Origin of the sequence: Marinobacter sp. LM1 (genome assembly GCF_042763285.1) — a bacterium.
In the GTDB taxonomy this organism is placed as follows: domain Bacteria; phylum Pseudomonadota; class Gammaproteobacteria; order Pseudomonadales; family Oleiphilaceae; genus Marinobacter; species Marinobacter nauticus.
Genome location: NZ_CP114373.1, coordinates 2,676,702 through 2,696,171, shown reverse-complemented (window position 1 = coordinate 2,696,171; position 19,470 = coordinate 2,676,702). Strand labels below are relative to the sequence as shown.

Genomic DNA, 19,470 nt, shown 5'->3' with positions numbered 1-19,470 from the left:
GTATGAAGCGGAGCTTCATGCGCAGCCGAACGACAGCAATCTGTGATTGCTGGCTGGACCCACTGGTGGGTGCTTGTAGCGGTTTTCGCCAGGCCCTTCCAGTTGATCGCTCCGGCACCATCATTCAAAGCTTGTATAGTGATTAAAAGATAAAATCTGGAGAATCAACCGAATGACCAAGATTGCCAACATCAAAGCCCGTGAGGTTCTGGATTCACGTGGTAACCCCACCGTGGAAGCAGACGTCATCCTGGAAGACGGCACACTGGGCCGCGCTTGCGCACCGTCCGGCGCCTCTACCGGTTCCCGCGAAGCTCTGGAACTGCGCGATGGTGACGCCTCCCGTTACCTCGGTAAAGGTGTTCGCAAAGCCGTTGAAGCCATCAACGGTCGAATTCGTGACGCCCTGCTGGGTAAAGATGCCGCCGACCAGCGCAGTCTGGACCAGATCATGATCGACCTGGACGGCACCGAAAACAAAGCCAACCTGGGCGCCAACGCCATCCTGGCCGTATCCCTGGCTGCTGCCAAAGCCGCAGCTGTCTCCCTGGGCAAGCCTCTGTATGAGCACATCGCCGATGTAAACGGCACCTCCGGCAAATTCTCCATGCCGGTGCCGATGATGAACATCCTCAACGGTGGTGAGCACGCCGACAACAACGTCGACATCCAGGAATTCATGGTCCAGCCGGTCTCCGTGAACAGCTTCGGTGAAGCCCTGCGCGTTGGTGCCGAAATCTTCCATAGCCTCAAGAAAGTGCTGAAGGCCCAGGGCCTGAACACCGCCGTAGGCGACGAAGGTGGCTTTGCCCCCAACCTGCCGTCCAACGAAGCAGCCCTGGCGGCGATCAAGGAAGCCGTCGAGAAAGCCGGTTATGAACTGGGCAAAGACGTCACTCTGGCGCTGGACTGTGCCTCTTCCGAGTTTTACAAAGATGGCCAGTACCAGCTGTCTGGTGAAGGCAAGAGCTTCGATTCCGAAGGCTTTGCCGATTACCTGTCCGGCCTGTGCGACCGTTACCCGATTGTGTCCATCGAAGATGGTATGGACGAGAGCGACTGGGACGGCTGGAAAGTGCTGACCGACAAACTGGGCAGCAAGGTTCAACTGGTCGGGGATGACCTTTTTGTCACCAATACCAAGATTCTGAAGCAGGGTATCGAGAAGGGCATTGGTAATTCCATTCTGATCAAGTTCAATCAGATCGGTAGCCTGACCGAGACTCTGGATGCCATCAAGATGGCTCAGGATGCTGGCTACACGGCGGTCATTTCTCACCGCTCCGGTGAAACCGAAGATACCACCATTGCGGATCTGGCCGTAGCTACCTGTGCTGGCCAGATCAAGACTGGTTCTCTGTGTCGTTCCGACCGGGTTGCCAAGTACAACCAGCTGCTGCGTATTGAAGAGGCGCTGGAAGGCAAGGCACCATACCGTGGCCTGAGCGAAATCAAAGGTCAGGGTTGAGGATTAGCGACGTTTTCTGACCTGCCGGTCCATTCCGGCAGGTAACAAAATGTTAAGGCCATCGCGTTCTGAATGAAAATTCAGACACGATGGCCTTTTTGTACAGTGACTTACAGAAAATTGTTGCTAATCTACTATAAGGTCTATACTTGACCCTCGACTCGTTTATTTTGTTGTTCATTTTCTGTACGGATTCGGCATGAAATCGCTTTGGGCCATTCTGGTAGTGCTGATACTCCTGCTGCAGGTTCGCCTGTGGATCGGGGAGGGCAGTTTTGCGCAGGTGTGGGCCCTGGAGCAGTCGATTGCCGAGCAGCGGGAAGAGAATGCCGAGTTGGCGGCCCGGAATGACCGGCTTTATGCGGAGGTGCGGAATCTTCGCAATGAGCAGGGCGCCGTTGAGGAGCGGGCCCGGATGAATCTTGGCCTGATTCGTGAGGATGAGACGTTCTTTCTGGTCGTCGAGAATTAACTTCGGTGCATAGAGCATCATGGGCCTTCTTTCCGGGAACCGCTACAAGCACTTCCCTGTGCGCTTCTCTCCGGCCATCCATGGCCTCCGAAATTCCCGGAAAGAAGGCCCATGATACTCTCCGTACCTTGTGCAGAGCCGTCTATGAGTACCCCAGATCTCTGGCTTATCGTCCCCGCCGCCGGTATCGGCCAGCGCATGAAAGCCGAATGCCCCAAGCAATACCTCAGGATCAATAACCGTTTTATCCTGGACATCACCCTGTCCCGTTTGTTGGACAACGCCCCGTTTAAAGGTTGTATGGTGCCGCTGAATCCGAAGGACCACTGGTGGCCGGAGAGTGAGTCGGCGAGGGATGATCGGGTGCAGACCTGTACTGGGGGCAAAGAACGGGCGGATTCGGTGTTGTCGGCTCTGGTAGCCCTGGAGGGGCAGGCGGCGGATAATGACTGGGTGCTGGTACATGATGCGGCGCGGCCATGTGTTCATTCTGAAGATCTGTCCCGTCTGATTGAGACCTTGTCTGAGCATCCGGTGGGTGGTTTGCTGGCTGCGCCGGTGGCGGATACGTTGAAGCTTGCCGAGGCCGGATCATTGCCGGTGGTGAGTGAGACCATTGACCGGAGCAGGTTGTGGCGGGCGTTGACGCCGCAGATGTTCCGGTTCGGAGCGTTAAAACAGGCGTTGTCATTGTGTCTGGAACGTGGCCAGGCGATTACGGATGAGTCCTCTGCCATGGAGTTTTCCGGTAACATGCCGGTTCTGGTGGAAGGGCGCCCGGATAATCTGAAGATTACGGTCCCCTCGGATCTGGCGCTGGCGGAGTTTATTCTCGGACGTCAGTGATTCCCTGCATTCTGTTCTGTTTTCGGAGATGATCATGCGCATTGGTCAGGGCTTTGATGTCCATGCCTTCTGTGAGGGCGATTCTGTCATTCTTGGGGGTGTGACAATTCCCCATAGCCACGGTCTCATGGCGCACTCGGACGGGGATGTTCTGTTGCATGCGCTTGCGGATGCGCTGTTGGGTGCGGTGGCGCTGGGTGATATTGGCCATTTCTTTCCGGATTCCAGCGAGGAGTGGGCCGGCGCAGACAGCCGGGACTTGTTGCGGCGGGTGATGCAGCGGGTGCTGGATGAGGGTTACGCGGTTACCAATATTGATACCACAATCATTGCCCAGGCGCCGAAAATGGCGCCCCACATAGAGGCGATGCGGATGAACATTGCCGAGGATCTGGGTGTGCCTGCTAATCGGGTGAGCGTGAAAGCCACCACCACAGAAAAGCTGGGTTTTACCGGGCGAGGGGAAGGCATTGCCTGTCAGGCGGTGTGTCTGCTTGAGGCGGTTTCCCAGTGAGTGAGGATTCTCAGTGGCTGTTGGACTGGCCGGTGTCTGGCGGAGCCCGGGTTGGTCGTGCTGAACTGAAAACGTCGCCAGAGGATTTCCGGGTTACGGAGTTGCTCTGGCCGGAGCGGGAGGAGGATGCCGCGGCACCAGGTCCGGTTGAGGTATCCGGCGACGGTGAGCACCTTTGCCTGCGGCTGGAGAAAACCGGTGACAATACCGAGTACGTCGCCCGGGAGCTGGCGGCTCTGGCGGGCTGTCGTTCTTTCGATGTTGGTTTCTGTGGCCTGAAAGACCGGCATGCGGTGACGGTTCAGTGGTTCAGTCTTTATCGGCCAGGCCAGGAGGCGGACGATCAGGCGTTGATGGCAGAGGTTGGCCAGCGTTGGCCGGTTCGGGCCGCGGTTCGCCATTCCCGCAAACTGAGGCGGGGTGATCATCAGGCCAATGGTTTTGAGATTGTGCTGCGCAATGTGACGGGCCAGCGCGAGCTTGTGGAAGCCGGGCTTGCGCGGTTGGCGAGCCAGGGCGCCCCCAATTATTTTGGCCCCCAGCGGTTCGGTTTTCAGGGAGCGAATCTCGACCGTGCTGTACAGATTGATCCCTCACGGCTCAATCGCAAGCGCGGGCGCACTGGCAGAAGCGCGTCGAAAAACGTATTGTACTTTTCGGCGGCACGTTCCTGGCTGTTCAATCAGGTACTTGCGGAGCGGGTCAGCAATCGAACCTGGACTGAGGTGTTGCCGGGAGAGCCGGAACCCTCAGGTGCCGGGCCAACCGGACCACTGTGGGGCGATGGCGGTACGCTGGCCTCGGGCGAGCAGGAATCCCTTGAGCGTGGTGTGGTGGATGCCTGCCCGGGGTTGGCCAGGTTGTTCCAGTCCACCCGCATGAAACCGGAGCGGCGCCCCCTGGTTGCCCACCCGGGTGAGTTCAAATGGCAGTGGCTGGATACCACCACCCTGCGAGTTCAGTTTGTGTTGTCGCCCGGGCAATACGCCACAACGGTATTGGGCGACCTTTTCGAGCTTGAGGACCTGAGCCTCAGCCGTGATAACAAGTAGTAAGGCTAGCGGAGATAATTGTGCGAATTCTGTTGTCCAACGACGATGGCGTTCATTCGCCGGGTCTGGTGGCGCTGTATGAGGGTCTGAAGGGCCTCGGGGAGCTGAAAGTTGTTGCCCCGGACCGGGATCACAGCGGTGCCAGTAATGCCCTGACACTGAACCGGCCTCTTACGGTAGAGCAGCATCCCAATGGTTTCCGGTCTGTCGACGGAACGCCAACAGATTGCGTACACCTGGCCGTTAACGGTCTGTTCGACACGGCGTTTGATCGGGTGGTGTCGGGCATCAATACCCACGCCAATCTTGGTGATGACATCATCTACTCGGGCACAGTGGCAGCTGCTACCGAAGGGCGCCATCTGGGGCTGCCTGCCATTGCTGTATCGCTGGTCAACAATGGCCACTTCCATTACGACACGGCTGCCCGGGTAGTGCGGCTGTTGCTGGAGTACAAGCAGGCCCTGAAACTGGGCCCCCGTTCCATTCTCAATGTAAATGTGCCGGATCTGCCCTGGGAACAGCTTAGCGGGTTCCGCGTGACCCGTCTGGGGCACCGTGAACGGGCCGAAGGTGCGGTGCCGATGACCTGCCCGAGAGGCAAGCAGCGATACTGGATAGGGGCAGCGGGGCAGGGTGGAGACGCAGGCCCGGGCACGGATTTTCATGCCGTGCGTGAGGGCTATGTGTCCATCACCCCGGTTCACATCGATATGACCCGGCACGAAGCCTTGTCCGGCCTCAGGGAATGGGTTGACGGTCTGGATATGAGTACCGGAGGTCAGCCATGACGGCCCAGCTCGAAGGCATTGGTATGACCTCACGGCGCACGCGCATGCGTCTGGTGCAGCGCCTGCGTGAGGGGGGAATAGAGTCTGACCGGGTGCTTGATGTGATTGGCCAGGTGCCCCGGCATATCTTTCTGGATGAAGCGTTGTCGCACCGGGCCTACGAGGATACCTCGCTGCCTATCGGGCATGGCCAGACTCTTTCCCAACCCTACATCGTCGCCCGGATGACTGAGCTGTTGCTGGCCCATGCGCCGCAACGGGTGCTGGAACTGGGGACCGGCTCCGGTTACCAGACGGCCGTGCTTTCGCAACTGTTCCCCGAGATCTACAGTGTTGAGCGTATCCGCCCGCTCCAGGATCGCGCCCGGGACCGGCTGCGTCAGTTAAACGTGCGCAATGTCCTGCTTAAACATGCGGATGGTGGTATGGGCTGGCCAGAACGAGGGCCCTTCGATGGCATCATCGTAACGGCAGCCCCGGTGGAAGTTCCCAGAGAGCTGCTGGATCAGCTGGCCGATGGTGGCGTGCTGATAGCCCCGGTGGGGGAAGAGAATCAGGTGTTGGTTGAGATTATCCGCAAAGGCAATCGCTTTGAGCGCCACAACCTTGAACCGGTGCATTTTGTGCCTTTGTTGGGTGGAGTTATCCGTTAATGTCAGAACCGTCGGTGTCGGAAACAGACCAGAACCAGACTGAGTATCATCATCGCCTGCCTGCGATATTCCTGAGGGGCATGGCGATGGGTGCCGCGGATATTGTGCCAGGTGTTTCCGGTGGCACCATTGCCTTCATCACCGGTATCTACTTCCGCCTGCTGGAGGCCATCAGTGCCGCGCCCGTAGCCTTTGTGCGCCAACTGGTGCGGGGTAATGTGGCCGGCTTCTGGCGAGCCATCGACGGAACATTTCTGGTGTGCCTGCTGGCGGGGATTGTCTCGAGTGTTGCCAGTCTGGCCTCTGTTATTACCTGGTTGCTCGAAACCCAGCCGGTTCTGATATGGAGCTTCTTTTTCGGTTTGATCGTGGCCTCGGTCTGGCATGTTGGTCAGCAGATCCAGCGCCCTCGGGCCGGTTTGCTCGTGCCGTTTGTGGCGGGGGCTGTCTTTGCCTGGTGGGTGACGACCTTGCCGGCCAGTGAACTTGCGCCCACGGGTATTGCCTTCCTTGGAGCTGGCGCGCTGGCCATCTGCGCCATGATTCTGCCCGGAATCTCTGGCAGCTTCCTGCTGTTGATTATCGGCATGTACGCCCCCGTTCTTGCCGCGATCAAAAATCTTGAACTGATCCATCTGGGGCTGTTTGTGCTGGGTTGCCTGATTGGGTTGTTGTCGGTTGCGCGCCTGATTACGCTGGCCTTTCGGCATTTTCACGACACAGTGTTAGCGCTGCTCACCGGCTTTATGGTGGGCGCCTTGAGTAAGGTTTGGCCCTGGCAGGAAACCCTCAGTTGGCGTACCAACAGTGCCGGGCATCAGGTACCGTTGAGCCAGACCCCGGTGACACCGGAAACCTGGACAACGCTTTACGGGCAGGATCCCCAGATTCTGCTGGCGTCGTTAATGGCGGCGCTCGGGCTGGCCTTGGTATTAGTGATTGAATTGGCCGGCAAAAAGGCAACGCCTGCGGAGAGTGGTTCTGCCTGAGCAAGAGAAAACGTTACCTGGCGCACAAAAGGACTGTTCCCGAGGGTAACAATCCTGTGCACAGGGTAACTTGGAATTGCCCGATAATCGTGCAATATATTAGTAAGTTAGTCCTGAATGATAAGAAACTGGATAAAATCAGGGCGATTCTTAAGACGGATTTTTCATAACCGGGCAGCTTTTAATACGTGACTCTTTTTAACGGGCGCATTCAATTTGAGCATTTCCCCGTTTGGTGGTCTGAAGTCCCGGCTTCTGAGCGCCGGAGCCCTCCATTGTTCCGGGTCCTCATGACGGCGCTTCTGGTCCTCGCCGTGCTTGTGCTCTCTGGCTGCAATACCAGTGCAATCTATCAGGACGATCTGTATAACCCCCCGGTTTACTGGGGCTCCCATGTGGTCAAAAAGGGCGAAACCCTGTATAGGATCGCCTGGCAGTACGGCCGGGACTACCGGGAGCTGGGTAATGCCAATGGCATCGGGCCGCCCTGGAATATTCGTCCGGGGCAGGTGCTTCGACTCGATCGCAAGGGCACGATCCCCCAGACCGCGCGGACGACCGCGCCCTCCAGGCCCGCGGCATCACCACCCCCTTCCCGTTCAGGTGCAGGCGCGACGGTGTCGAAACCGGCTGCCAAACCCGCGACCTCCGCTCCGACGGCCAGGTCATCCGGTAGTCAGGTGGTGGCCAATGTGCGGTGGCACTGGCCGCATTCTGGCACTGTAATTGCAAACTTTTCTTCGTCTGGCAAAGTCAATAAAGGCATTGATATCGCCGGCAATCCCGGTGATGCTGTCAAGGCGGCGGCTGATGGAAGCGTGGTGTACGCAGGAAACGGGTTGCTAGGTTATGGCAATCTGATTATCGTGAACCATAACGAACATTATTTGAGCGCCTACGCACACAATCGGAAAATTCTCGTAAAGGAAGGGGAGGGTGTGAAAGCTGGACAGGTAATCGCCGAACTGGGCAATACCGGAACCGACAAACCGAAGTTGCATTTCGAGATACGCAAGAATGGCAACCCGGTGGATCCATCCAGGTATTTGCCAAGGCGCTGAAAAACGCGCACGGGCCCGAGGCCCGGAGGGTATTACCCAACAGCCTGACTGAAACCGCGAAACAGAAGAACAAAAACGGCAACGGTAATTGCCAGCCAACAAGTAAATGTCCTGAAGAAAACCAAAACTGAAACACTCCCGGAATAAAAAGAAGTAGCGGGTGACAACAGGATTATTGAGAGGCGGGGTAAACAATGTCAGTAGAACAGGAAGATATCATCATTGATCGCGTAGCAGATCTGGAAGACGCCGACGATCAACTGTTAGCCGAAGACAAGCCTGAAAAAGCTTCTGCTGAAGACGAAACTGCAGAAGTCGAAGACGGATTTCCCGCACAGGGAAAGTACTACTCCAACCAGAAGCAGCTGGATGCCACTCAGCTGTACCTCAACGAAATTGGTTTTTCTCCCCTGCTTACTCCGGAAGAAGAGGTGTACTTCGCGCGGCTTGCCCGTAAAGGCGAAGAGAGCGGCCGTAAGCGCATGATCGAGAGTAATCTCCGGTTGGTGGTCAAGATTGCGCGCCGCTACGTCAACCGTGGGCTGACACTGCTTGATCTGATTGAGGAAGGCAACCTGGGGCTGATTCGGGCGGTTGAGAAGTTCGATCCCGAGCGTGGATTCCGTTTCTCCACCTACGCTACCTGGTGGATTCGCCAGACCATCGAACGAGCCATCATGAACCAGACCCGCACCATCCGTCTGCCGATTCATGTGGTCAAGGAATTGAACCTGTACCTGCGGGCCGCCCGTGAGCTGACCCAGAAGCTGGACCATGAACCGACCGCGGAAGAAATTGCCCGCATGGTCGACAAGCCGGTTGACGACGTAAAACGCATGCTCGGCCTCAACGAGCGCGTTGCCTCCATGGATACTCCGATCGGGGCCGGGAGTGACAAGTCCCTGATGGATACCGTGGCCGATGAGGGCGCGTCGGATCCTGCGGATCTGCTGCAGGACAACAACATGTGTTCATGCCTGGAGAAGTGGATTGACCAGCTCAGCGACAAACAGCAGGAAGTGCTTTCCCGCCGTTTCGGGCTGAGGGGCTATCCCATCAGTACCCTGGAAGAGGTTGGCCAGGAGATTGGCCTGACCCGGGAAAGGGTGCGTCAGATTCAGGTGGAAGCTTTGCGTCGCCTGCGGGAGATCCTTGAGAAAGAGGGATTATCCGGAAGTCTGCTGTTCAAATAGACTGGATTGACGAGACCAGTGAAAAAGCCGGCCATGGAAACATGGTCGGCTTTTTTGTTAAATGTGGCGGCAAATGAGAACCAGGTGGCGATCAGGCCGCAAAGTTCGTTGTTAGAATGGGCCACCGGGCAGATCTAGGGAGTCGCCCTGGTGTCGAATGAAACACTCAATAATAACGATCGAAAGGAAAGGACTATGAAGAAGGCTCTTACTGCAGGATTTGCATCCCTTTTGCTAACCGGTGTTCTGTCAGCCCCGGCTTCCGCCCTGACCGTAGGGGATGTCGATGTGCCCGATACCTATTCTGCCATGGGGCAGGAACTCAAGCTCAATGGCGCCGGCACCCGTTCCAAGTGGTTTATGGATCTTTATGTGGGTGGTCTCTATGTACCTGAACAGGTGAGCGATGGCGAAGCGGTTATCAACGCTGATGAGCCCCAGGCCATCACGCTGCACATTACCTCGGGGATGATCACCAGCGAGCGCATGACCGAGGCGACCATGGACGGCTTCAAGGCATCCACCGATGGTGACCTGTCTGCTATCCAGTCGGATGTGGACCAGTTCATGGCGGTATTCCAGGAAGAGATCACCGAAGGTGATGTGTTTGATCTGGTTTACCTGCCCGGCGAAGGCGTTCGCGTACTCAAGAACGGCGAGCAGAAAGATACCGTTGGCGGCCTGGAGTTCAAGAAGGCGCTGTTTGGTATCTGGCTGTCAGACAAGCCCGCCCAGGAAGACCTGAAAGAGAAAATGCTGGGCCAGCGTTGATCGCAACCCAGATCTGAAAAAGCCGGCATTCGCCGGCTTTTTTTTGTTCCTGTCAGTTCGCTTTCAAGACAGTCTACTGGTAGTCCCGCTTCTGCTTGAATTCGCACAGATCCTCAATAATGCAGGCGCCACATTTTGGCTTTCGGGCTGTGCAGGTATACCGGCCGTGAAGGATCAGCCAGTGGTGAGCGTCCATCAGGAACTCTTTCGGCACCAGCCTGAGCAAGCGTTTCTCGACTTCCAGTACATTCTTGCCCGGCGCGATACCGGTACGGTTGGAGACCCGGAAAATGTGGGTGTCCACGGCCATGGCTGGCTGCCGGAACGCTGTGTTCAGCACCACATTAGCCGTTTTACGGCCGACGCCGGGCAAGGCTTCCAGGTCTTCCCGCCGGGCCGGGACTTCACTGCCGTGTTTCTCGATCAGAATGCGGCAGGTCTTGATCACATTCTCGGCCTTGCTGTTAAACAGGCCGATGGTCTTGATGTATTCCTTCAGGCCGTCAACGCCCAGGGCAAGAATGGCCTCGGGCGTGTTCGCTACCGGGAACAGCTTGTCGGTGGCCTTGTTCACGCCAACATCCGTGGCCTGAGCGGAGAGAATGACCGCAATCAGTAGCTCAAACGGCGTGCTGTAATTCAGCTCCGTGGTCGGGTTGGGGTTGGCGTCCCGCAACCGGGAGAAAATCTCGGTACGTTTTTCTTTGTTCATGCTGGCCCGATCTGGTTCAGGAAATAGTGCCGGTTACGCGCACCCGTTTACTACCGGTGCTGGCCGGAGCGGGTTCGGCGGCTTTTCTGCGTTCTTTGAGGTGATTGTCGATGCCGTTCTTAAGGGCAATCAACAACCCCAGGCCCACAAAGGCGCCCGGTGGCAGCACCATGAACAGCATGTCGGGGTACTGTTCGAACGGCCGGATAACCCAATCCGCCGCCATGGGGCCCAGGAGCAGGTGCATATCGGCGAACAATGTGCCCTGGCCGATCAGTTCCCTCATAGCACCCAGCGTCATCAATACCGCCAGGAAGCCGAGCCCCATCATGGCGCCGTCCAGAATGGCCGGTAACGGTGGATTCTTGGAAGCAAAGGCATCGGCACGGCCAAGAATGGCACAGTTGGTAACGATCAGCGGGATGAAGATGCCGAGAATCTGGTACAGCTCATAGGTAAACGCCTGCATCAGCAGTTCGGCGCAGGTTACGAACGAGGCAATGATCATGACGAACGCCGGCAGTCGAACGGATTCGCTGACGAAGTTCCGGATAAGGGAGACCGACAGGTTTGAGCCCATTAACACCAATAGTGTGGCCAGGCCCAGTCCGATGGCGTTGACGACCGTGCTGGTGACGGCAAGCAGCGGACACAACCCGAGAACCTGCACCAGGGCAGGGTTGTTGTGCCAGAGGCCATCCTTGATGATTTCGCTGGACGTTTTCGTGCTCATGATCAGGAGTGCTCCGCTGGTTGAGTATCGGCGGCAATGGCTTCCGGAGACAGGCGGCGCTTACCGGGCTCCGGGGGCGCGTTCACCCGTTCGCGGATGATCTCACGGTTCTGGCGAAAATAGACCAGGGTTTTCTGTACCGCTTTCACTACGGCTCTCGGAGTGATGGTGGCTCCGGTGAACTGGTCGAAGATGCCACCGTTCTTCTTCACGTTCCAGGCGTTGGGGGCAGGGTTACCGAGAGACTTCCCGTCAAACCCATAGATCCAGTCAGACTTGCGGGTCTCGATACGATCGCCAAGCCCCGGTGTTTCCTTATGACTGGTGACCCGAACGCCCAATACCCGGCCTTGAAGATCCAGGCCAACCAACAGGCGGATATTACCGGAGTAGCCGTCTGGTGCCACGGTGGGCAGTATCATGCCGATAGGCCGGCCGTCTTTTCTGGCAACCCAGGCCCGCACGGGGCCTTCAACGGGTAGCCGCTCGCTGGCAGGCAGGGTGACCACATCTCTCAGCAGGTCATTATCGTGCTGGCTTTCCGGAATAATCTCGAACAGTGCCCTGGCCTCGGCGCGGGCCGCCTGCTCCTGAATCCGGTCTTTGGTCAGCCCCTGAGTCAGGGCAATCGTGCCGCCGGTAATAATGGCAAACAGGCCCAGGCCGATTGCGCTTCGACGGATGGCGGTGGTTACTGCACTCATGGTCAACCTCCACTCCGGCCCGGGACGCCCCGGCGGGCCTTGTGATGGCCGTAAGTGCGGGGTGGTGTGTAATGGTCGATAAACGGGACCGCGAAGTTCATCAGTAGCACGCTGAACGCGACCGCATCGGGATAGTTGCCCCAACTGCGAATCAGGTACACCAGGACACCGATGCCGGCACCGTATATCAGCTTGCCCTGATGGCTGGTGGCTGCCGAAACCGGGTCGGTGGCAATAAAGAACGCGCCAAGCATGGTACCACCGGCCAGCAGGTGCAGTTGCAAAGGCGCGTACTGGTCGGCGTTGCTGCCAAAGGCCAGGCTCATGGCGGCAATACCGGCCAGGAAGGCAACCGGAATATGCCAGGTTATGATTCTAAGGGCGATCAGCAGGACGCCGCCGGCCAGGAAGGCCAGATTGACCCACTCCCATCCCCGGGCAATCAAGTTGCCAAAGGTGGGGTGGCCGAGCACTTCCACTGACGTGTGACTGGCAATCTTGTGTTTGTATTCGTCCAGCGGTGTTGCCATGGTCCAACCGTCGACGGCGGTCTGGCCCCCGGTGAAAATCTTCGCGAGGGTCTCACCAAAGCCGGGCGCGCCGCCCCAGAGCGTGGCTGCTTCGGCCCAGTTGGTGGTCATGGCGACCGGAAACGAGATCAATGCCAGGGCATAGCCCACCATGGCCGGGTTAAAGGGATTGGAGCCCAGACCACCGTAAAGCTGCTTGGCCACTACGATTGCTGAGACCACGGCAATACCGGAGACCCACCAGGGCGTGAACTGGGGCAGGGATAGCCCGAGCAGCAGGCCGGTGACCGCCGCGGTGTTGTCACGCAGGAAAAAGGCGACGGGTTTGCCGCGCAGCTTCAGGAAGGCGGCTTCAGAGCCCAGCGCCAAGGCAATGCACCAGACGACATTGATCAGGTTGCCCCAGCCAAAGAACAGAGTCTGGGCCAGCAGGCCGGGCAGAGCGGCCAGAATGACCCAGAGCATGACCCGTGACGTGGGCCGCGCGCGACGAGCATGGGGTGAGGACTGTTGAACAAGAGCCATGAAGTTCCAGCCTGATTGAATTATTGAGACGACGCGGGTTCTTCCGCCACTTGCTTGCGAGCCTGATCAAGCGCCTGCTGAGCCCGTTGCACCCGATCATGGTTCTTGGCGACAGCACGTTCCAGTTTCTCGACGTTATCTGCCTGCTGAGCCCGGGCCTCATCGAGCATGCCCTGCATGGTGTTGAGCTTGGCTTCTGCCTGGGTGAGTTGCTTCTCCAGCGCCTCTATGTCGGGTTTGTCATCGGCCACTTCAGTGCTGCTCGGTACCGGTTGCTCTTTGGTGTCGGCGGCTGTTTTGGCCTTCTTGCGTTCCAGGGCCTGCTGTACCAGGGCGGCTTTGGCTGCCCGGTCGTCGCTTGCCTGGCCATCGGCGGCGGCCATTTCGGCTTCCGCCTGCTTTTTGGCCTGAGCTTCGGCAGCAGCCTTGGTCCGCTCCTTGCGCCGTAATTCCTTTTCCTGTTGCTCCCGTTCCAGGCGGGCCTGACGTGCCTCGAAGCGCTCGCGAGCGCGATCCGCTTTCAGCTGTTCCGCGCGCTGGGTGCGAATCTCGCCTTTGGCAAACCGATAGTACTGGACCAAAGGAATGGAGCTGGGGCAGACGTAGGAACAGGCTCCGCATTCGATGCAGTCGAACAGGTTCAGGTGTTCTGCCTTCTCGAATTCACCCGCCTTGGAATACCAGAACAATTGCTGCGGCAACAGTTCCATGGGGCACGCCTCGGCGCACTGTCCACAGCGGATGCACGGTTGCTCTGGCGGCGGAGCCGGCAGTTCTGCCGCGGTTGCCGCGATCACGCAGTTGGTGGTTTTTACCACAGGCACGGAATCGGTGGTCAGGGTATACCCCATCATGGGGCCGCCAAGAATCAGCCGGTCAAGCCGCTCCTGCGCCAATCCAGCCGTTTCGAGCAGGTGATGGATCGGGGTGCCGATCAGGACTTCAAAATTGCCGGGTTCCCGCACCGCCTCGCCAGTAACGGTTACCACACGGGATATCAGCGGCTTGCCCTCAAAGACAGCATGGCCCACGGCGACGGCAGTTCCGATGTTCTGGCACATCACCCCGATATCAGCAGGAATACCGCCACTGGGGACTTCCTGGCCGGTCAGAATCTGTATCAACTGTTTTTCACCACCAGACGGGTACTTGGTGGGCACCACCGCAATTTCAATCTGAGTGCCCGCCACCGCCTTGCGCATGGCGGCAATGGCCTCGGGCTTGTTGTCTTCAATGCCGACAACGCACCGGGAGGGCCGGAGAATCCACGCCATCACTTTCAGGCCTGCAACCACCTCGGCGGCCTGCTCGCGCATGGTCATGTCATCGGCGGTGATGTAGGGCTCGCATTCCGCGCCGTTGAGAATCAGGGTATCGACCTTGCGATCCCTTGGAGGCCTCAGCTTGATATCGGTAGGAAAACCGGCGCCACCCATGCCGGAAATGCCGGCTTCGCGAATTCGCTGCAGCACCGCTTCCCGGTCAAGTTGTTTGTAATCGTCAATCGGTGACAGGGCGCACCACTGGTCTTCGCCATCCGGTTTCAGTACCACGCACCAGTCCGCCATACCGGACGGGTGGGGAACCGGACGCTGTTCAATGGCTTCGATCACCCCCGAAGTGGGAGCATGCACCGGCACACCCATGCCATTGGTAACGTCTGCGATTTTCTGACCCTTGAGTACCCGATCGTCCACCGCAACCACCAACTCTGCCGGTTCGCCGATGTGTTGTTGCAATGGCAATACCAGGCGATCGGGCATGGCGCCCTTGCGGATCGGGCGGGCCGTGGACTGATGCTTGTTCTCGGGCGGATGAATGCCGCCGGTGAAATCCCACAGCTGAGTCATCAGGCGCTGGCTCCCTGGCGATCGGTGGTGATGATTTGGGGCGCTGGAGGTGTCCAGGTCCAGGTACGGATATCCTGCTCAATGGTGATCATGTCGATGCAGTCCACCGGGCAGGGTTCCACGCACAAGTCACAGCCGGTGCACTCGCTCTCGATAACGGTGTGCATGTGCTTGGCGGCGCCCAGAATGGCGTCTACCGGGCAGGCCTGAATGCATTTGGTGCAGCCGATGCATTCATCCTCGCGAATAACAGCCACCCGCTTGGCCTGCTCGACACCGTGTTCTGCGTCCAGCGGTTGTGGCTCTACATCCAGCAGATCGGCCAGCGCCTTGATGGTGCTTTCACCACCGGGCGGGCATTTGTTGATGGCGTCGCCGTTGGCAATGGATTCGGCATAGGGCCGGCAGCCGGGGAAGCCACACTGGCCGCACTGTGTCTGCGGCAGCAGCGAATCAATCTGGTCTACCAGTGGATTGCCTTCAACTTTGAACCGTTCAGAGGCAAACCCCAGTAGCCCGCCAAAGACCAGGGCAAGCGCCAGCAGGACCACAACGGCAATCAGGAAACTCGTCCACATAACAACCGCTCCGTCAGACCGCGACCAGGCCGGTGAAGCCCAGGAAAGCCAGCGACATGAGCCCTGCGGTAATCATGCCGATAGCCGCGCCCCGGAAGGCCACCGGCACATCGGATACGGCAATGCGCTCGCGCATGGCGGCAAACAGCACCAGCACCAGGGAGAAGCCGACGGCGGCGCCAAAGCCGTAAAGCACAGATTCCACAAAGTTGTTGTTTTTGTTGAGGTTCAGGAGGGCTACACCCAATACCGCGCAGTTGGTGGTGATCAGGGGCAGGAAAATCCCGAGAACCCTATACAGCAGCGGACTGGTCTTGCGTACCACCATTTCGGTGAACTGTACCACCACCGCAATCACAAGGATGAAGGTGATGGTTTTCAGGAAAGCGAGATCCAGCGGGGCCAGCAGGTAGGTGTAGGCCAGATAACTGCACACCGACGACAGGGTCAGCACGAACGTGGTTGCCAGCGACATGCCCATGGCGGTTTCCAGTTTCCCGGAAACGCCCATGAAAGGGCACAGCCCAAGGAACTGCACCAGCACAAAGTTGTTCACCAGAATGGTGCTGACCAGAATCAGTAAATACTCTGTCATCGGAGCGTCTCAGTCTCTGCTTTACATCACCCGCATGCCCGGCACAGCGCCGGAATCCGGAGACAGAATGAAAATATCCTTACCACCGGGGCCGGCCGCCAGTACCATGCCTTCGGACATACCGAACTTCATCTTTCTGGGTTTGAGGTTGGCGACCATCACGGTCATACGACCTTCCAGATCTTCCGGTTTGTAGGCGGACTTAATACCAGCAAACACGTTGCGTTCGCCATGCCCCACGTCAAGAGTCAGTCGAAGAAGCTTGTCAGCGCCTTCCACATGTTCTGCTTTGACAATCTTGACGACCCGCAGATCCACCTTGGCAAAATCCGGGAACTCGATTTCCTCGGCGATCGGTTCGAGATCCTTTGCCGCCTCTTTCTTGCTGTCGCCCTGGGCCGCCGGCAGTTCCTCTTTGGAGGCCTCCAGCATTTTTTCGATCTGGTCCATATCCACCCGGTTCATCAGCGGCTTGAACTTGTCGATGCCGTGGTTTTCGAGCAGGGCGGCACGGTTGTTCCAGTCCAGGCGTGAATTCAGGAACGACTGGGCTGCATCGGCGGTCTTCGGCAGTACCGGTGCCAGATAGGTCATCAGCAGGCGGAACATGTTGATGGCGTTGGTACAGATAGCCTGCAGCTGGTCATCCTGGCCGTCCTGTTTGGCAGTCACCCAGGGCTGCTCATCATTCACGTACTGGTTGGCAATGTCTGCCAGCTCCATAATCCGACGCATGGCGCGGCCGAACTCACGGGCTTCGTAGAACTCTGCAATCTGTTCACCAGCATCAATAAACTCTTTCAGCTTGTCCTGCTCGGTGACCTTGCCCAACTTGCCGTCAAAGCGCTTGGTGATAAAACCGGCACTGCGGCTGGCAATGTTCACCACCTTGCCCACCAGATCGGAATTCACCCGGGCGGCAAAGTCTTCCAGGTTCAGGTCCATGTCATCCACGCCGCCGGTCAGCTTCGCGGCGAAGTAGTAGCGCAGGTACTCCGGGTTCAGGTGGTCCAGGTATGTCCGCGCCATGATGAAGGTGCCGCGGGACTTGGACATTTTCTTGCCGTTCACCGTCACGAAGCCATGAGCCCAAACCGCGGTTGGCGTGCGGAAGCCCGCATCGTGCAGCATCGACGGCCAGAACAGGGCATGGAAATTGATGATGTCCTTACCGATAAAATGGTACACCTCGGCACTGGAATCCTTCTTCCAGAAATGCTCGAAATCGATGCCCTCGCGGTTGCACAGGTTCTTGAAGCTGGCCAGGTAGCCGATAGGTGCATCCAGCCAAACGTAGAAGTACTTACCTGGTGCATCCGGGATCTCAAACCCGAAATAGGGCGCATCCCGACTGATGTCCCACTCCTGCAGGCCCGCATCCAGCCACTCGGCCAGCTTGTTGGCCACCTGGGGTTGCAGAGCACCGCTGCGGGTCCACTTGCTCAGAAAATCGTGGAACTCCGGCAGTTTGAAGAAGTAATGCTCGGATTCTTTTTCCACAGGGGTAGCGCCAGACACCGCAGAGCGGGGGTTGATCAACTCGGCGGGTGTGTAGGTGGCGCCGCAGGCCTCACAGTTATCACCGTACTGGTCTTCGGTTTTGCACTTGGGACAAGTGCCTTTGATGAAACGATCCGCCAGAAACATCTCTTTTTCCGGATCAAAGAACTGCGTGATCTTGCGCGTGGCAATGTGATCATTGTCCTTGAGCTGGCGGTAGATGTACTCCGAGAAGTACTGATTCTCCTCCGAGTGCGTGGAGTAATAATTGTCGAAACGGATGTGAAAGCCCGCGAAATCTTCCTGATGCTCCTGACGAATCCGGTCGATCAGCTGCTCCGGGGTAATCCCCTCACGCTCGGCCCGCAGCATAATGGCGGTGCCGTGAGCGTCGTCTGCGCAAACGTAGTAGCAGTTGTGGCCGCGCATGTTCTGGAAGCGCACCCAGATATCGGTCTGAATGTATTCCAGCAGATGCCCCAGATGAATGGGCCCGTTGGCGTAGGGCAGGGCGCTGGTAACCAGAATATCGCGCTGTTGCTTGCTCGCTTGCGTCATGGTGATGTCCGAACCTTATGTTGAGTCGGGTTGGAAAGACAAAAACGGGGTTCCGGCGCCAATCGCAATTGATTGTTCCAGGTAAAGACCCCATATGGTCAGAAACGGGCACAGATGATACCTTCCGAGCCATCATTTTTCACCTGCATTCAAGCTTATGAGCTTATTCCGGAGACCCCGATGACCCAGATTTCCCAACAGGCCCTCGAAGCCGCCGTTCGCGAATACCGGGACCCCTACCTGAACAAAGACCTGTACGAACTGGGAGCCGTCAAAAACCTGAGCGCAGACGACAGCGGCAACGTGACCCTGATGGTCGAACTGCCATACCCTTCAAAAGGCATCGCTGGTGGTCTGAAACAGATCGTCGCCAACGCTCTGGAATTTGTCGATGGCGTTGAAAGTGCCGAGGTACACGTAGCCCAGAAAATCCACAGCTACAAGACCAACAAAGACCTGCCGGCCGTCCCCGGTGTGAAAAACATCATCGCAGTCGCCTCCGGCAAAGGCGGCGTGGGCAAATCCACCACCGCCGTCAACCTCGCTCTCGCCCTGCACGCCGAAGGTGCCCGGGTTGGCATCCTCGACGCCGATATCTACGGGCCCAGCATCGGCATGATGCTCGGCGTACCCGAAGGCAAACGCCCGGACGTACGCGAAAACAAATACTTCGTCCCCATGCTGGCCCACGGCCTGCAAGCCAACTCCATGGCCTTCGTCACCACCGACAAAACCCCCATGGTCTGGCGCGGCCCCATGGTCAGCGGTGCGGTGATGCAGTTGCTCCAGCAAACCCTGTGGGATGAACTCGACTACCTCATCATCGACATGCCTCCCGGCACCGGCGACATCCAGCTCACCCTGGCCCAGAAAGTCCCGGTAACCGGCGCCGTCATCGTCACCACCCCCCAGGACATCGCCCTGTTGGACGGCAAGAAAGGCATCGAAATGTTCCGCAAAGTCGACATCCCGGTGCTGGGCGTGGTCGAGAACATGAGCGTCCACATCTGCTCCAACTGCGGTCATGAAGAGCCCCTCTTCGGCCACGGCGGTGGCGAACGCATCGCGGAAGAATACGAAACCACCCTCCTGGGCCAGCTACCCCTGCACATGACCATCCGCGAGCAGACCGACAGCGGCGCCCCGACTGTGGTCGCCGAGCCGGATTCGGAAGTGGCAAGACGCTACCGCGACATCGCCAGAAGGGTGGGGGCGGAGCTGTCCACCCGCGAGCGGAATCTTGGTGGGACGATTTCCAGTGTTTCCGTAACTGAGCATTAACCAAGATCCGGTGCCAAGGGACTGAAACTCCGCTGTCGGATCGCGACGTCAGGCCCTTCTGTCCAAAAATGTCGGAGGCCATGGATGGCCGGAG

The 19,470-nt window shown here is 58.1% G+C and carries 20 protein-coding genes; 12 read left to right on the top strand and 8 right to left on the bottom strand.

Translation table 11 applies throughout. The annotated features are described in order from the left end of the window. The first annotated feature begins 172 nt into the window (after positions 1 to 172). The 11 genes from eno to OZ656_RS12640 all read left to right on the top strand — a co-directional run bounded on the left by eno (position 173) and on the right by OZ656_RS12640 (position 9,810). Positions 173 to 1,468 (top strand): phosphopyruvate hydratase, encoded by a 1,296-nt coding sequence (eno, locus tag OZ656_RS12690; RefSeq protein ID WP_379944551.1) that lies wholly within the window; start codon positions 173 to 175, stop codon positions 1,466 to 1,468. Positions 1,469 to 1,667: 199 nt separating this feature from the next. Further along, positions 1,668 to 1,940, top strand: a complete 273-nt coding sequence (locus tag OZ656_RS12685) for a septum formation initiator family protein (protein WP_011784438.1) — start codon at positions 1,668 to 1,670, stop codon at positions 1,938 to 1,940. A 144-nt stretch (positions 1,941 to 2,084) separates the two neighbouring features. Beyond that, positions 2,085 to 2,786 (top strand): 2-C-methyl-D-erythritol 4-phosphate cytidylyltransferase, encoded by a 702-nt coding sequence (gene ispD / locus OZ656_RS12680; RefSeq protein ID WP_199451761.1) that lies wholly within the window; start codon positions 2,085 to 2,087, stop codon positions 2,784 to 2,786. 34 nt (positions 2,787 to 2,820) lie between these two features. After that, a complete protein-coding gene (gene ispF, locus OZ656_RS12675) occupies positions 2,821 to 3,300 on the top strand; it encodes a 2-C-methyl-D-erythritol 2,4-cyclodiphosphate synthase (protein ID WP_011784440.1) in 480 nt (159 codons plus the stop codon). Next, entirely contained in the window at positions 3,297 to 4,352 is a 1,056-nt protein-coding gene (gene truD, locus OZ656_RS12670) for a tRNA pseudouridine(13) synthase TruD (protein ID WP_379944550.1), read from the top strand. The genes ispF and truD overlap by 4 nt, the downstream gene beginning before the upstream one ends. A 20-nt stretch (positions 4,353 to 4,372) precedes the next feature. Beyond that, positions 4,373 to 5,143 (top strand): 5'/3'-nucleotidase SurE, encoded by a 771-nt coding sequence (surE, locus tag OZ656_RS12665; RefSeq protein ID WP_379944549.1) that lies wholly within the window; start codon positions 4,373 to 4,375, stop codon positions 5,141 to 5,143. Continuing rightward, complete coding sequence (locus tag OZ656_RS12660; protein WP_114435080.1) at positions 5,140 to 5,796, top strand: protein-L-isoaspartate(D-aspartate) O-methyltransferase; 657 nt, start codon at positions 5,140 to 5,142, stop codon at positions 5,794 to 5,796. Before surE ends, OZ656_RS12660 begins: the two co-directional genes overlap by 4 nt. Next, entirely contained in the window at positions 5,796 to 6,785 is a 990-nt protein-coding gene (locus OZ656_RS12655; protein WP_121208683.1) for a DUF368 domain-containing protein, read from the top strand. The genes OZ656_RS12660 and OZ656_RS12655 overlap by 1 nt, the downstream gene beginning before the upstream one ends. Before the next feature lie 290 nt (positions 6,786 to 7,075). After that, positions 7,076 to 7,846 carry a peptidoglycan DD-metalloendopeptidase family protein gene (locus OZ656_RS12650; RefSeq protein WP_235853745.1) on the top strand — a complete coding sequence of 257 codons (771 nt, stop codon included), beginning with the start codon at positions 7,076 to 7,078 and terminating at the stop codon, positions 7,844 to 7,846. A gap of 194 nt (positions 7,847 to 8,040) precedes the next feature. Continuing rightward, a complete protein-coding gene (gene rpoS / locus OZ656_RS12645; RefSeq protein ID WP_011784446.1) occupies positions 8,041 to 9,039 on the top strand; it encodes an RNA polymerase sigma factor RpoS in 999 nt (332 codons plus the stop codon). A gap of 195 nt (positions 9,040 to 9,234) precedes the next feature. Beyond that, positions 9,235 to 9,810 carry a chalcone isomerase family protein gene (locus OZ656_RS12640; RefSeq protein WP_011784447.1) on the top strand — a complete coding sequence of 192 codons (576 nt, stop codon included), beginning with the start codon at positions 9,235 to 9,237 and terminating at the stop codon, positions 9,808 to 9,810. Positions 9,811 to 9,883: 73 nt separating this feature from the next. Here OZ656_RS12640 and nth read toward each other — a convergent pair whose 3' ends face one another. Genes nth through metG form a run of 8 tightly spaced genes read right to left on the bottom strand, consistent with a single transcriptional unit; the run spans position 9,884 to position 18,095 of the window. Next, the gene (nth, locus tag OZ656_RS12635) at positions 9,884 to 10,522 is read right to left on the bottom strand and encodes an endonuclease III (protein WP_011784448.1); all 639 of its coding nucleotides are present in this window, start codon (positions 10,520 to 10,522) and stop codon (positions 9,884 to 9,886) included. 16 nt (positions 10,523 to 10,538) lie between these two features. Further along, a complete protein-coding gene (locus tag OZ656_RS12630; RefSeq protein ID WP_379944548.1) occupies positions 10,539 to 11,255 on the bottom strand; it encodes an electron transport complex subunit E in 717 nt (238 codons plus the stop codon). 2 nt (positions 11,256 to 11,257) lie between these two features. Further along, complete coding sequence (gene rsxG, locus OZ656_RS12625; protein ID WP_183581333.1) at positions 11,258 to 11,959, bottom strand: electron transport complex subunit RsxG; 702 nt, start codon at positions 11,957 to 11,959, stop codon at positions 11,258 to 11,260. Positions 11,960 to 11,961: 2 nt separating this feature from the next. After that, positions 11,962 to 13,014 carry an electron transport complex subunit RsxD gene (gene rsxD, locus OZ656_RS12620; RefSeq protein WP_113880485.1) on the bottom strand — a complete coding sequence of 351 codons (1,053 nt, stop codon included), beginning with the start codon at positions 13,012 to 13,014 and terminating at the stop codon, positions 11,962 to 11,964. Between the two features lie 20 nt (positions 13,015 to 13,034). Next, positions 13,035 to 14,864, bottom strand: a complete 1,830-nt coding sequence (rsxC, locus tag OZ656_RS12615) for an electron transport complex subunit RsxC (RefSeq protein WP_379944547.1) — start codon at positions 14,862 to 14,864, stop codon at positions 13,035 to 13,037. Further along, complete coding sequence (rsxB, locus tag OZ656_RS12610) at positions 14,864 to 15,442, bottom strand: electron transport complex subunit RsxB (RefSeq protein WP_011784453.1); 579 nt, start codon at positions 15,440 to 15,442, stop codon at positions 14,864 to 14,866. Before rsxB ends, rsxC begins: the two co-directional genes overlap by 1 nt. 13 nt (positions 15,443 to 15,455) lie before the next feature. Next, on the bottom strand, positions 15,456 to 16,037 hold the full coding sequence (gene rsxA / locus OZ656_RS12605) for an electron transport complex subunit RsxA (protein ID WP_014421904.1): 582 nt from the start codon (positions 16,035 to 16,037) through the stop codon (positions 15,456 to 15,458). Between the two features lie 21 nt (positions 16,038 to 16,058). Further along, positions 16,059 to 18,095 (bottom strand): methionine--tRNA ligase, encoded by a 2,037-nt coding sequence (gene metG, locus OZ656_RS12600; RefSeq protein WP_379944546.1) that lies wholly within the window; start codon positions 18,093 to 18,095, stop codon positions 16,059 to 16,061. 180 nt (positions 18,096 to 18,275) lie between these two features. On the opposite strand from metG, the gene apbC reads away from it, so the two are divergent. After that, positions 18,276 to 19,376 carry an iron-sulfur cluster carrier protein ApbC gene (apbC, locus tag OZ656_RS12595; RefSeq protein WP_022991706.1) on the top strand — a complete coding sequence of 367 codons (1,101 nt, stop codon included), beginning with the start codon at positions 18,276 to 18,278 and terminating at the stop codon, positions 19,374 to 19,376. The last annotated feature ends 94 nt before the right edge of the window (positions 19,377 to 19,470 follow it).